General features: G+C 42.2%; 13 protein-coding genes. 4 read left to right on the plus strand and 9 right to left on the minus strand.

Going from position 1 to position 12,893, the window contains the following annotated elements:
• Window positions 1-66: 66 nt before the first annotated feature.
• The 6 genes from ABF638_RS33820 to gvpN all read right to left on the minus strand — a co-directional run bounded on the left by ABF638_RS33820 (window position 67) and on the right by gvpN (window position 5,881).
• Window positions 67-756: a GvpL/GvpF family gas vesicle protein gene (locus tag ABF638_RS33820; protein WP_435027182.1), complete on the minus strand. Its 690-nt coding sequence runs from the start codon at window positions 754-756 to the stop codon at window positions 67-69.
• Between the two features lie 223 nt (window positions 757-979).
• Window positions 980-2,803, minus strand: a complete 1,824-nt coding sequence (locus ABF638_RS33825) for an AAA family ATPase (protein WP_435027184.1) — start codon at window positions 2,801-2,803, stop codon at window positions 980-982.
• A gap of 351 nt (window positions 2,804-3,154) precedes the next feature.
• On the minus strand, window positions 3,155-3,904 hold the full coding sequence (locus tag ABF638_RS33830) for a GvpL/GvpF family gas vesicle protein (RefSeq protein ID WP_435027185.1): 750 nt from the start codon (window positions 3,902-3,904) through the stop codon (window positions 3,155-3,157).
• 36 nt (window positions 3,905-3,940) lie between these two features.
• Window positions 3,941-4,375 carry a gas vesicle protein K gene (locus ABF638_RS33835; RefSeq protein WP_099098977.1) on the minus strand — a complete coding sequence of 145 codons (435 nt, stop codon included), beginning with the start codon at window positions 4,373-4,375 and terminating at the stop codon, window positions 3,941-3,943.
• Window positions 4,362-4,712: a gas vesicle protein gene (locus tag ABF638_RS33840; RefSeq protein ID WP_099098976.1), complete on the minus strand. Its 351-nt coding sequence runs from the start codon at window positions 4,710-4,712 to the stop codon at window positions 4,362-4,364. The genes ABF638_RS33835 and ABF638_RS33840 overlap by 14 nt, the downstream gene beginning before the upstream one ends.
• Window positions 4,709-5,881 (minus strand): gas vesicle protein GvpN, encoded by a 1,173-nt coding sequence (gene gvpN / locus ABF638_RS33845; protein WP_435027187.1) that lies wholly within the window; start codon window positions 5,879-5,881, stop codon window positions 4,709-4,711. Before gvpN ends, ABF638_RS33840 begins: the two co-directional genes overlap by 4 nt.
• 211 nt (window positions 5,882-6,092) lie before the next feature.
• Here gvpN and ABF638_RS33850 point away from each other — a divergent pair, with 211 nt between their 5' ends.
• The 3 genes from ABF638_RS33850 (at window position 6,093) to ABF638_RS33860 (ending at window position 7,426) form a co-directional block, all read left to right on the plus strand.
• Window positions 6,093-6,344, plus strand: a complete 252-nt coding sequence (locus tag ABF638_RS33850) for a gas vesicle protein GvpG (protein ID WP_335036259.1) — start codon at window positions 6,093-6,095, stop codon at window positions 6,342-6,344.
• 402 nt (window positions 6,345-6,746) lie between these two features.
• A complete protein-coding gene (locus tag ABF638_RS33855; RefSeq protein WP_435027188.1) occupies window positions 6,747-7,064 on the plus strand; it encodes a hypothetical protein in 318 nt (105 codons plus the stop codon).
• On the plus strand, window positions 7,061-7,426 hold the full coding sequence (locus ABF638_RS33860; RefSeq protein ID WP_435027189.1) for a retroviral-like aspartic protease family protein: 366 nt from the start codon (window positions 7,061-7,063) through the stop codon (window positions 7,424-7,426). The genes ABF638_RS33855 and ABF638_RS33860 overlap by 4 nt, the downstream gene beginning before the upstream one ends.
• A gap of 36 nt (window positions 7,427-7,462) precedes the next feature.
• Here ABF638_RS33860 and ABF638_RS33865 read toward each other — a convergent pair whose 3' ends face one another.
• The 3 genes from ABF638_RS33865 to ABF638_RS33875 all read right to left on the minus strand — a co-directional run bounded on the left by ABF638_RS33865 (window position 7,463) and on the right by ABF638_RS33875 (window position 10,451).
• On the minus strand, window positions 7,463-8,044 hold the full coding sequence (locus tag ABF638_RS33865) for a pentapeptide repeat-containing protein (RefSeq protein ID WP_435027190.1): 582 nt from the start codon (window positions 8,042-8,044) through the stop codon (window positions 7,463-7,465).
• 178 nt (window positions 8,045-8,222) lie between these two features.
• A complete protein-coding gene (locus ABF638_RS33870; protein ID WP_435027191.1) occupies window positions 8,223-8,507 on the minus strand; it encodes a hypothetical protein in 285 nt (94 codons plus the stop codon).
• A gap of 45 nt (window positions 8,508-8,552) precedes the next feature.
• Window positions 8,553-10,451 (minus strand): ArsA family ATPase, encoded by a 1,899-nt coding sequence (locus tag ABF638_RS33875; RefSeq protein ID WP_435027192.1) that lies wholly within the window; start codon window positions 10,449-10,451, stop codon window positions 8,553-8,555.
• 256 nt (window positions 10,452-10,707) lie between these two features.
• Between ABF638_RS33875 and ABF638_RS33880 the strand changes: the two genes are divergently transcribed.
• A partial coding sequence (locus tag ABF638_RS33880) for an nSTAND1 domain-containing NTPase (protein ID WP_435027193.1) occupies window positions 10,708-12,893 on the plus strand: 2,186 nt, incomplete at its 3' end.

Below are 12,893 nucleotides of genomic sequence, written 5' to 3' on the forward strand. Positions count from 1 at the left end.
ATTAAAGAAAAAATCACCCCGTCTTTCTTTTTTCTAGGAAAGTTATAATTATTATTTTTTATGAATTTATATGAGAGTATTTTCTAGAAAATGATAGGGTGGTAGAGGTTCGCTGAGTGCCAATTGCCAGTGCGAGCATTGTACCTGCCAAAGAGAAAACAGCTGCGTACTGAGCGTTGAATCGTTGCGCTGTGCCAAAAAGTGGATTTGCCGCACATCCGACTGTCGAGTTTCACAGATAACATTTGTATATGTTTTGAGAATTAACTGGCTCAAGAGTTCCCACTGTTCGCATTGTTGTGCTTGAAATGCTTGCTGTGTTTGGTAGCGTTGTTTTTTAGCTAATAAATAGGCTTTTCCCCTGGCATCAATACTGTCAGACTCATCAAGCAAATCACAGGGTGTCATTTTTAAGGTGTACTCAACTTTGTCTGCTAGGTGAGTTAGGGCTTCTAGATATTGCTCTTGGTGCTTTTCTAGATGATTCAGCAGTTTTTCTTGCGAGGTAAAACCCCTCCCAAAGCGTAGGGGAAGAAGAGGAGTTTGTTGAAAAAGTTCTCGAATCACGCGATCGTGGTTTAATACAGCTTGAAGTAAATGCTCATCTGTTGCCTGTATTGCCTCCAGCGAGATTTCCGGCTCTACGATCGCAGCTAAACCAGAAGAGTAAACTAGTTCAATATTCCTTTCCATCCCGAAGGGTAGAACAAGCGGTGATTCGGTGGGGACTAGAAGAGCATAAGCGTATATTGACATAAGTATAACGGCGTAAATATTTGTAGCTGGGATCAGGCAGGAGGCAGAGGGCAGGAGGCAGGAGGGTTTTAGTTGTTCTGTTTATTTGCACCGCTCTACTGAAGTACCTTCCGCTCTGAACTTCTGCGTTTTTTCAAGTAAGTATTCATGCTTAGTTTTGGCACAATCAAGCATAAAAATTCTTACCTCTTCCTTCTGCCTCCTGCCTCCTGCCTTCTGCCCTCTATTCAGATTGATGCTGGTTAGCAAGCATTTGGTATGTAACTTGGAAATCATCATTTGTAATCTGAATCAAGCTGGAGTCAGTCAATCCTTGGGCGCGGTATCGACGAATGGCGCTTAAAGCAGCTTGATTGCTTAACAAAGCCAAGTCTGCGCCATTCCAACCCTCGGTAACTGTCGCCCAGGTTTCTAAATCGACATCAACCAGGGGACGATCTAGATTGTGAACTCGTAAAATCGCTAATCGGCTGGCTCGATCTGGTAGATCGATTTTTATTTGTAAGTCCAATCTTCCGGCTCTGAGCAAGGCAGGATCGAGCGCTTCTGGACGATTGGTTGCTCCTACTAACAGTACTTTCGGGCATTCATGCAACCCATCCAGTTCGGTGAGCAGTTGACCGACAACGCGATCGCTAACCCCAGAATCACCAGTGAATCGTCCCCGTGCTGGTGCCAGGGTATCAATTTCATCTATAAATACAACGCAAGGAGCTGCTTGCCGAGCTTTGCGAAAGAGTTCTCTGACTGCCTGTTCTGCTGCACCTACCCATCGACTGAGTAATTCCGGGCCATTCACAGCAATAAAGTTGGCTCTAGCCTGAGAAGCGATCGCTTTTGCAAGTAATGTTTTTCCCGTTCCCGGCGGCCCCCACAACAGAATCCCACGGGGAGGCTTGGCTTTGGTTTGCTCGTATAGTTCGGGATAAAGAAGTGCGCCCTCTACAGATTCTTGAAGTTTTTGTTTAACATCATCCAATCCACCAATGTCATCCCAACTGACACTTGGTACTTCAACTGCTACATCTCTAAGAACTGAGGGTTTTATCTCCTTAATTGCTTCGAGAAAATCCTGCTGTACGATAGTCATGTTCTCAGGAACGGGACTGTTGAGTGAGGGGACTTGACGACGAAGGGCAATGTAGGCTGCTTTTTGACAAAGTGCTTTGATATCGGCTCCGACAAAACCGACAGCCAAATCGGCGATCGCTCCTAAATTAACCGAAGTCTCCAAGGGCATGGCACTTGTCAAAATCGTCAGAATTTCCAATCGTCCATCGCGATCGGGAACCCGAAACTGAACTTCGCGATCGAAGCGTCCCGGACGACGCAGCGCCGGATCGAGATAATCGGGACGATTTGTTGCCGCTAATACAATTACGCCCTCGGTTTTGGCAAACCCATCCATTAACCCAAGCAACTGCGCCACTAGTCTTTTTTCAACTTCACCTTCCACTTGGCTGCGATCTGGGGCAAGGCTGTCAATTTCGTCAATAAATATCAGGCAGGGAGCAGAACGAGTTGCTTTCTCAAAAATACTTCGCAAACGAGCTTCTGCTTCCCCGTAATACTTGCTCATCACCTCTGGGCCATTGATGGCAATGTAGTTTAACTCTAACTCTTCTGCCAAAACACGGGCTGTTAAAGTTTTTCCCGTACCGGGCGGGCCAACGAGCAAAACCCCACGCGGAGGCTCTAACCCTAATTTCACCAATAAATCTGGACGTTTAAGTGGAATTTCAACTAACTCTCTGATTTCTTGGAGAACATCAGCCAAGCCGCCGACATCTTGCCAAGAAGTTTTTGAGTTCGTCCGAGCTGATGGGGGGGTGACATCAGTATCATCCATTGGTGTAGTGCCAACGGTGGAATTGGATCTGGCTCGGCTGGAATTACTTGTTCTCGGAATATTGCCTTGTCGGGGAATACTACTGAGATTATGAGACCGAATTTGAATAGAAGTTTTTAACTCTCCTTTCTCTACTTTTTCTTCTAAAGCTTTGGCAATTTCTAATAGGTGTTCAAATCCTTTAAATATGTCGTCCATTGATTTTACTTAAATAAAAGACGGAGAAAAATTTAATTTCTAAAAAATTCAACAGTTTCAATTTTTGTTGCTATTCATACCAACTCTCTATAAAGATGCCCCTAAATATTTTTGAACATAGCAAATTAACTTGAGAAAATCTCTGCGTACCTTTGCGCTCACCTCCGCGTACCTTTGCGTTAAAAAAAACTATGATTTGGCACAGCATCAAAAAGAAACGGTATCAATAGGAAGAGGAATTAATTTAATTGGAACTGAACAAGTAAGTCGGTGAAAAAAACCTAACCATAATTAAGAAGATAAACTAGACTAAAATCCTCTTCCCTCCTGCATCATCCCAACTACAAATATTTACGCCGTTGTACTTAATCGAAGACGAGCAAAGTTATACGGGGCAGTGAAATTGTTGTAACGAATTCGCAAACGGTTTTCAAATTGACGATCGAGTGCTTCAACGTGTTCGCTAAATTGTGATTCTGCTTCCCAAGGAATTAGGTAGGCTGAATTGTAGATCATTGTGTCCACTTGGGGAGTATTTTCCACCACCTCGATCGCAATGGAGTTGAGTGTGCTTTTAAATACATCTATGATGCCTTGCTTGCGATCGCTCATTCCCTGTTCGATGGTTTGCCCTATTTGGATTACCCGCTCCATACTCAGGGGTTGACCCACTAGCTTATCCCTTTCGGTTTTGAGATTTGGGTGTTCTGCCAATAGTCCCTGAATTTCTGCCTCGGTATCCCAAAAAACTTTGACACTAACTTCTCGGCAACCCGATAACTTCGCAAGCATTTGCGTCAATTCTTCTTGATGAGGACGAATTAATTGCTGTGAAACCGTTTCCCAGCTTGAAACCAAAAGTCCAAATTGCACGGGCAGTAAATAGCGATCGCCTCCTTGCATGATCTCCTCAAGGACTTTCTCATGACTTAGCAGGTTACGACGACTTGCCAAATAACGCTCTTGCTGTGCTTCAGAGTAAATGACTGCAAAATCATCCAAAATTTTAATTTGTACGGGTTGCCGATCTAAGCCCTCTAAATTTAAATTTTGTGGAGCAGGCAAGGTCAAAATTCCATAAATGTAAAAGCCATAACTCATAAGAATGTCTTACCAAGAAGAATTTAGATAAAAAAGTTACAGGGGTTTAGAAGTGAGTACTAGTCTTAACTTGGCATGAACTAAGCTTAACTGAGCCAGTCCTAAATCTAAGTCACCTTCAACCACAACACCCGTATTTAATAGGCGATCGAGAAGTTCTAAAATAGAGGGTTGACTAGAGGTTTCACCGGGGTAATATCCTCCAGATTGGGGAAGTAAATTTCCCATTTCACCCAAGTTAATATTTAGATCGGCTGGGTCAACATCAAATATCTCGCAAAGCTTAACAACCTGTTGTTCAAGCTGTTGTAGGCTTTCGGAAGCTCGATCTAGCTCATGGTCGCTGAGGGTGCCAGCATCCATTCGCCGAATCACCTGAGCTTCCATGAGTTGGCGTATCAGTTCAACAACCGTCAGTAACAACGGTGCTAAACCGGAATCGGAACCTTTTGATTTACTAATCGCCTGCATTCTGATGATTATTAGGATTGAGTGCTTTGAGCGATTGCAGTTCTGTTTCTAGACTGGCAAGACGCTCTTGAAGTTGTTGATTAGTTGCTAATAAGGTGTGAGTTTGACTATTAAGATAAGGGTCGCTCTCCCACCAGTTAATTCCAATCTCTTTGGCTTTATCAACAGAAGAAATCAACAAACGAATCCGAATGTTGAGCAATTCTGTGGAGCCTACGGAAATAGAAATATCTCCTGCGATAACAATGCCTTTATCCAGAACCCGTTCTAGAATATCTGCCAAGGTAGAACCTTGAGTTGATGTGGTGATCGCTCCCCGATTAGTATTAGTACTCATTTGTTTATTAAATGGCCAGAATCAAAAGCAACTGTTTGTGAGATGTTCGGCGACTCGGCATTGCCCTGCATTTGTACTAATACTCCCTGCTCTCTGAGAGACTTGAGTGCAGCGACAATTTGACTGCGATCGATCCCTAGTTCTACTGCCAATTCAGAGAAACGCCTTCCTGGAGAATTACACAGGTAGTTGTAGACTTCATGTTCGTAAGGTACTCGTTGTTCCAATACAAGCTGATTTTGATTGTTTGGTATTATCTCTGTCGACTGAGTTTGAGTATTTATACTATGATGCAATTCACTTAAAACCTCTTCCAGTAGCCGAGTTGCTTCCATGAGAGGTTGATTCGTGCGAGAAAGCAGGATATCGGCACAAATATCTTGGAAGCTAGGATCTCCAGGGTTTACGGAAATTTCGTGTTCGTGGCAGATTTTGGCAATCATCAGACAGGAACGCAATCCACCGCCTTGTCCAGAGCCAGATCGACTCCAAAACGTCCGTACTAAGCGGACAATTTTTTCTGCTTTCTCAGAATCTATACCTGTTTTATGAACTACAATTTCCTGCTGACTCAGTTCATCAGGTGTAGGCATATCGATGGTAATAACACGATCCATCAAAGCATCCTGAGTTGCATGAACTCCACAATACTCTTGAGGATTTGATGTTAAGATTGCCCTAAACTGAGGATGAACCCGGATATACTCGGCTCGATGTTGGTTTGTTGGTAATACTAACAACCTCTCCTCAAGTACGGAGAGTAAAACGTTATTTACCTCCGGGTGCGATCGATTGAATTCGTCGTAAACCAGCGTAAATCCTTCTTTACAAGCTAGGGTTAATCGTGCATCAACCCAGTGTTGTCGGAGTTCATCCTCAACTTTAACAACGCTGTGGATATAGTTATCAACAACCTTTTTACGGGTATAACCTAATTGATTACCAATCAAGTCTGAGGTTTTAAACTCATCATCTCCAAATAAGAGGATGATCGGCTGGTTGAGCAAATCAGCTAGATGCATTGCCAGAGTAGTTTTTCCGACTCCGGCTGCACCACGTAAATGTATTGAAAAACCTGACTGTAGATAGCGCAAAGCACGTTGAGCGACGCGTTGAACAGCAGGTGTATTAACAAATCGTTGGGGAGATGCATTTAATACTGTTGTCAAACTCTAAGTACCTCCTAAAATAGGAATGTCATGCAAAAGTAATTTTTTTTACATTGCAAATATAAAATACAGATGTCAATCAGCTTTAACTGGACTCAAATCCAACGGATTTTGGCATCAACACAAGACTAGTAATGTTTAATATTTATGTCATCAGCATGATTACGGTGTTGAGAGGATACCTTTAAGAAGTCAACACAAGTGTAAAAATATGGTTCTGCGCTTCTTACTATTACCGATTACTGGCCCATTAATGGGGGTAACGTGGCTTGGGGAAAAAATTTTAGAACATGCGAGTACTGAAATTGATGATAAAGAGAATCTCAGCAAGCAGCTTCTTGCACTCCAACTTGCTTTTGATATGGGAGAAATTCCTGAAGAAGAGTTTGAAATTCAGGAAGAAGCTCTTTTATTAGCGATTCTGGAAGCAGAAGAGGAGGAACGCAATCAGACACAAGAGTAAGGTTGGAGGCAGGAGGCAGAGGAGACGAGGTAGTGCGATAGACGGGTTTCCCGGCATAAAACGACTGCCGAGAAGGTAATCCCCATAATTAACAATTCAAAATTCAAAATTCAAACATTTTAGACATTTTGCCTATGGCACGCTGTTTGCGTTCAGACGGGGATTTAAACCCCGGCTGAAACTGGCGCTAGCTGTAGAGGTAGGGGTCTTAAACCCTTTGATTTACTATAAATTTCAGTAGACCGAAAACTTTTACCAACATCAAAAATTAGTAGCTTGTGATACCGTGCATTCTTTTTTCACGGACAGTACCCGCGAACGCGAGGCTTTTTTCATCGAATTTAATCCGCGATGTGTGGATGAGGGAAAATATAAGTATCGCGATTCACAATATAATCAGCCATGACTGAAACCAAACCCGCTCGTACCGCACGCAGGGGACGAATATTCCCTGAAATTCAATGGAATGAAGAACAAAAAGAACGACGTTCAGCCGAACGCGAGGCTCTTTACCAACGTTGTAAACCTATTTTTGAGCGAGTCAAATCAGAATTAATTGAAACTCACTACAACTGGTTTGTTGCAGTTGAACCGGATAGTGGAGAATATTTTATTGATAAAGATTTAGAAGTAGTTTCATTACGGTGCCGCGAACAGCATCCAGGCAAAATCCACTATGCTTTTCGGATTAATGAGTCTGGGGCTTGCGGCACGATATGACGATTTCCGGTTTTTTTGGTGATGAGGATGCACTACTTTTTGAAATTAATTTAATAACATCAGATGGATTAGAATTACCTGTTGAGGCGATGTTTGATACAGGTTTTTCGTATTGGTTAGCGATTAATGAGCAAGATATAGATGCACTTGGTTGGGAGCGTTTACGAGAGCAAACAATGCGAACTGCACGGGGAGATGTAAAATTTGAAATCTATCTTGGTCAAGTATTATTTGATGGTCAAGAGTTTGACATACCTGTACATGTTGGCAAAGATTTAACAGAAGTTTTGCTCGGTCGTCAATGGTTAACAAATCGTCGGTTAGTCGTTGATATACAGTCGGGTGAATTAACATTGGGATAACTACGACCGATAATAAATTAGAAAAATGCCTCAAATTTAAGGCCAAAAGTCTTTAAGACTAGTGGTAACTTCTGGATCGGAGACGACTTCCCCATTAGGCATAATAGTCTCACATCTTTTAGTAGGCCCAGAAATATTTTCTAAAATAGCATTTCTGAAATTAGTTCTGTAGATATAAGTATTTTCAAAGGAAACTTCAACAATATTGGCTGACTCTAAATCAGCTTGCCTCAAATTGCAACTGTAAAAGCTGACTCTTTCCAAATTACTACACCTGAAAATCGTACCTTCAAAATCTCCATGCCCAAGATAAGCATCAGCAAGGTCGGCTCCTTCCAAACAGGCATAGCGCATGACAAGATAACTCAAATTGGCTTTTCTGAGAATAGCTCGACTAAGATTAGCCCTATCAAATTGGGACTCAGCCAAGTCAGCACCACTCAAGTCAGCACCAGTGAGGTTAGCATCACTAAAGTTAGTAAAAATCAAATTGGATGCACTGAGGTTAACATCAGTGAGGTTAACGCCAGCCAAATCACCAGCCTTCAAATTAATCCCACTAAAGTCTCTTTCCCCAGTAGCGTACATATGCAACAACTCTTCAACAGTTATTCTCATCTATACCCATCCACATTAACCAATACATATTGCTCTAAATTAGCCGCTTTCCCTTGAATGTCGATTAACCCGAATTTCACGACATTAGTTAAGGGTTTTAATGCCGATATTTTAATTCAACTTTAAGCCGCGGCCGCGCAAGTAAGTTGCGAAGAATAGGCAGCTGAAATCTTAGTACTTAGTATTCCAATATTATGGTGTTGAATTTTGGTGTCTTTTTCTCTAAGTCAGTCTTTGCTTGCTGATGAGTCATGTCCCCTTCAGGAATTGTTTGACTATTTAAAATAGCAAGACGCTGCTGAATCTGATGTCGGCGTGCTTCGAGTTTCTCTAGTTCCTCCTCTAAACGCTCCTTCTCTAGCATCATTTTGTAAGCATTTAAGTAAGCTGTTGCTTGAGAACGTTGAGGAGGCATGGTGCTAAATTTGGCTGGAATTTGTCTGCGGTTTGGAGTGCGATGCATAATAAATTTCTCTTTGGGTATGAAAGTATTTAGTCTAATTAGCCGTTAAAATAAACAGGCTGCGGCTGCTTGGATGCGTTCTAAAGGCTGAACTGAGCGAGGAAGCATTGGTAAGCGAACTATTGTCAAACCTGGAAAATTTGTCTCGCAGTCATCGCAATTAATGGTTGCTGTAGAAGTAAAACGGTTGAGAAGAAGGTAATTCTGACTTACACCTATTTCTTCCATAGATTTGAACAGGCGTTTTTGTTCGGCAAGTACACTAGTCTGGTTAAGTGTAACCCCAATGAACTCTGCTTGTTGTGGGTCTTTTAGCACTTTTTGGGCTTTAACTACACGCTGTCGCAAAGTTCGTAAACGCCCCATAAACTCTGTACGACCAAGGACATTCTGATACTTGATCCAGAGTTTGAAAATCCAAGCTAGCCAGTCTGCTAATGCAGTTGGCATTTCTAGAAAACGCAGAAGATGACCTGTAGGAGCAGTGTCTAAAATAATCAAGTCTTCTTCTTGTTGCTCTAGCAATTCCATTACTGTTAACAGGGAAAGTATTTCATCAATCCCTGGTAAAGCTTGATCGACAATTTTGCGCCAGGCAGCAGGAGCATAGGCCATTTCAATAGCTTCGCTTGTTTGGGTTTCGCCACTCATCATTTCGGCCAGTTCCCATAGGTAATCGGCTCTGAATTGATCGACAATGCGATCGCCATCTACTTCCTGACCTCGAAGATTAGCAGTTATTTGATATGGTTCGTGTCCTAAACTCAGACCAAAGGCATCACCCAAGGAGTGGGCTGGATCGATGGAAACCATGCGAATTTTGCGATCGGGATGTTGTTGAGCCATAGCCCAACCAATCGCAGCTGCTACTGTGGTCTTGCCTACTCCACCCTTACCGCCAATTAGTAACAGGCGACGACCTTTGGTGAGAAAATCTCCAAAGCTAGGAGGAATTGTTTCCGGCCATTGAACTGGGAGTAGATCGATAAAAGATAGCGGTTCAAGCTGAGGAACATGGATTTGGTTGATGAGATGGCTGAGGGCTAGAATCCCTAAAGGCTCCTCATCTTGCTGTGGCACAATAAAAATCGGCTTTTCGTTAGCAAGATCCGTATACTGACCAATCAGCGGTTGTTGTTCTTGGTAACGATCTGGGTCAGTCGCACTGGCCAGGACTTGGTTAACAAACAACCCTCCACAAGGAACCTGCAAAGTTTGTAAGGCTTCTAGGAACCGTTTTGACTCCAACCAACTCATTGGTTCGGCAATCGCAACTAACAAACAAGCTGTATGGGTGGGATCTTGAAGCAGACGACGACCTTGCGACAGTTCAGCTTTCAGGGTTTGCAAAAAATCGTCAGCGCGATCGGGTGTGTAACTTCCAGCAAAGGTCTTGCTAATAATCCGATGCTTTTCTTGAAACAGTTCAAGAGAGTGGAGGAAAGTGTCTAAAAAATCCATCAATCCAAATAAGTTGAGAGTATGACCGCTAGGAGCCATATCTACTACTACTCGATCTACCCGCTGCTCCTGAAAAAGGCGTTGGATCTCTAACAAGCCCATCAACTCGTCCAGTCCAGGCCAATTTAAATCCCAAACTGGAGACAAGTCTTCTCCTTCAACAAAACTACCGCGCTCCACTAACAGTTCTAACACCTGACCATAACGTTCTTTAAAGTCTTGTAGCAGACGCTTTGCATCCAACGCCCTTACTAGTAGATTGGGTAGTTCCGCTATGGGACGAGAAATGTCATCAACGCTAACTTGTAAAACATCTCCAAGAGAGTGAGCCGGATCGGTTGAGATTAAAAGAATTTTCTCATTGGCAAATTTCTGCGCCCAACGACATGCAAAGGTGCAGGAGATTGTCGTTTTTCCGACTCCACCTTTGCCGCTAAACATAGCAAGGTGTAGGTTATCAAAAAGTTCCATCCCGTTTGTCATTTCTGGCGTTTTAGGATAAAGTTACTACATTTTTTTGAAATTTACTTAAGTAATTTTGCTGAATAAAGCTATTTAAAACCTTAATCTTTCACGGATGAGATAGGATTTACAAAACTTCTATCCTATAGGGCGGTGACAGGGAAAGCTTCACAAGAGAATGTGTAATTAATTTTGTTGAGTTACTTACAAAGATTAGCCGAGGAACTATAACTGAGGTAAAGATTTAGCCAGAGATGTGCAAAAGTAAGGAGATAAGATGGTTAACAGTTCTGAAGGCGATATAAATATTGGGTTTAATGTCCAATGTATTTCTGAATACGACTTTTTTTCTGACAGTAATTTTGAGGACATTCATTGTCGTCCACTTAAAACAGACTCTCCGTACTTAGGACTAAAAACTTTTGAAATTAAAGATAAAGACAAATTTTTTGGTCGGGAGAAGTGGATTGCTAATCTGGGAAATTGCTTAAAAGAAGATAATGTACTTTTGCTTTTAGGAGCATCAGACAGTGGCAAATCATCATTGATTCGGGCAGGTTTAATTCCTTATTTAGGATCTCATAAAAATTCATTAATTAATATAAGTTTTCACCCAGATGAAAATCCTTTTAAATCTCTTTATCAGTGTCTTGCTTCTACTTATGGGAAAAAAGCGCAAATAGCGGATATTGCTAAAAAAATTAGAGAAAATCCCCTACTTCAAATTGTCACATTCCTCAAACAAGATTATCAGTGCGTTCTAATTTTTATTGACCAATTTGAAGAACTGTTTACAAAAACTCAAAAACCGGAACGCGATAAATTTGTTGCTAGTCTCTTTCAACTGTTCCAGCAGCAGGATAGCTCTGTCAAAATTGTTTTAACAATGCGGTTTGATTTTCTGGATAAATTTAGTGAGTATCCCCAACTTGCGAAGATCCACGATCGCTATAGTCGTATACTCACTAGAATGAGCGATGGAGAATTAAAGTTAGCGATCGCTGAACCTGCTTCGAGAAATGGCGTTATCTTTGAACAAGGATTAGTTGAGCAAATTATTCATGATTTTCACCAACAAAATGATTATTTACCACTTCTGGCATACACCTTAGATGTGCTGTGGGAAAGAGAAGATATTACAAACCGGGTTCTGAAGACAAAGACTTATAAAGAACTAAAAGAGCAAACGTTTGGTTATTTAAGCGAACAAGCTAATCAATTTATTAATGCTAGTGTTGGATGGTGCGATCGCCAGGAACAAGAGATTCAAAAGTTAAACCTTGCACTGATTGAATTAAAACTGCGCGAGCAATCCGCCAGGGTTTTGAATTTACTTCCTGTCCAACCGCTAGAGGGTTTGGTGCTGGCAATTCAAACAATGGGTGAGAATCTAGAGAAATACCCAAACCAGCTTCTAGCTCCTGTTTTGGGAAGCTTAAAGGAAGCAATGAACACACCCACAGAGGCAAATAGCTTGCGCGGACACGAGCAAGAGGTGAATTGTGTAGCCTTTAGTCCTGATGGCAAATTTATTGCCAGTGGCAGTAGCGATTATACCGTGTGCTTGTGGAATATCATTGGCAATCCTACTGCTCAATTTTTGTGTGGACACGAGCAAGAGGTTAATTGTCTAGCCTTTAGTCCTGATGGCAAGTTGATTGTTAGCGGTAGTATTGACGGAATTTTGTGTTTATGGGATCTACAAGGTAATCTCATTACTCAACTGTGGCAGGGACATGAGGAAGGAATTATTTCCGTCGCCTTTAGCCCAAATGACGATTCTATTGTCAGTGTTGGTTTTGATGGGACGGTGTGTTTGTGGGATTTTGAAGGTAACGCCATTACTCAACCCTGGCGCGGACACAAGGAAGGAGTTATTTCCGTCGCCTTTAGCCCAAATGGCGATTCTATTGTCAGCGTTGGTTTTGACGGAACGGTGTGTTTGTGGGATTTACAAGGTAACACCATCACTCAACCCTGGCACAAACATGAGGCGAAAATTATTTGCGTCGCCTTTAGCCCCGATCGCAAGTTTATTGTCAGTGGTAGTAGTGATTCTACAGTGCAGTTGTGGGACATACAAGGTAATCCCATCGGTCAACCTTGGCACGGGCATGAAGGACATGTAAATTCTGTAGCGTTTAGCTCTGATGGCAAGTTTATTATTAGTGGTAGCTGCGATCGCACAATACGCTTATGGAATATCAATGGCAACCTCATCACTCAACCTTGGCGTGGACATGAAGGACAGGTTAATTCCCTAGCCTTTAGCCCCGATGGCAAGTTGATTATCAGTGGTGGCGATAAAACTGTGCGTTTGTGGGAGCTACATCAAATATTACAAGATCGGGTCATCGGGCGATCGCAGCGCAAATATGAGAATTGGGTCAATTCTGTCGCCTTTAGCTCTGATGGTCAGTGGATTGTCAGTGCCAGCAATGATTCGACAATCCGTTTGTGGGA

It is taken from the genome of Nostoc sp. CALU 1950 (assembly GCF_051172895.1).
Taxonomy (GTDB): domain Bacteria; phylum Cyanobacteriota; class Cyanobacteriia; order Cyanobacteriales; family Nostocaceae; genus Nostoc; species Nostoc edaphicum_A.

Coding starts and splice junctions, on each gene's coding strand:
- ABF638_RS33820 (WP_435027182.1), bottom strand. CDS start 756: ATGTCAATATACGCTTATGCTCTTCTAGTCCCCACCGAATCACCGCTT.
- ABF638_RS33825 (WP_435027184.1), bottom strand. CDS start 2,803: ATGGACGACATATTTAAAGGATTTGAACACCTATTAGAAATTGCCAAA.
- ABF638_RS33830 (WP_435027185.1), bottom strand. CDS start 3,904: ATGAGTTATGGCTTTTACATTTATGGAATTTTGACCTTGCCTGCTCCA.
- ABF638_RS33835 (WP_099098977.1), bottom strand. CDS start 4,375: ATGCAGGCGATTAGTAAATCAAAAGGTTCCGATTCCGGTTTAGCACCG.
- ABF638_RS33840 (WP_099098976.1), bottom strand. CDS start 4,712: ATGAGTACTAATACTAATCGGGGAGCGATCACCACATCAACTCAAGGT.
- ABF638_RS33850 (WP_335036259.1), top strand. CDS start 6,093: ATGGTTCTGCGCTTCTTACTATTACCGATTACTGGCCCATTAATGGGG.
- ABF638_RS33855 (WP_435027188.1), top strand. CDS start 6,747: ATGACTGAAACCAAACCCGCTCGTACCGCACGCAGGGGACGAATATTC.
- ABF638_RS33860 (WP_435027189.1), top strand. CDS start 7,061: ATGACGATTTCCGGTTTTTTTGGTGATGAGGATGCACTACTTTTTGAA.
- ABF638_RS33865 (WP_435027190.1), bottom strand. CDS start 8,044: ATGAGAATAACTGTTGAAGAGTTGTTGCATATGTACGCTACTGGGGAA.
- ABF638_RS33870 (WP_435027191.1), bottom strand. CDS start 8,507: ATGCATCGCACTCCAAACCGCAGACAAATTCCAGCCAAATTTAGCACC.
- ABF638_RS33875 (WP_435027192.1), bottom strand. CDS start 10,451: ATGACAAACGGGATGGAACTTTTTGATAACCTACACCTTGCTATGTTT.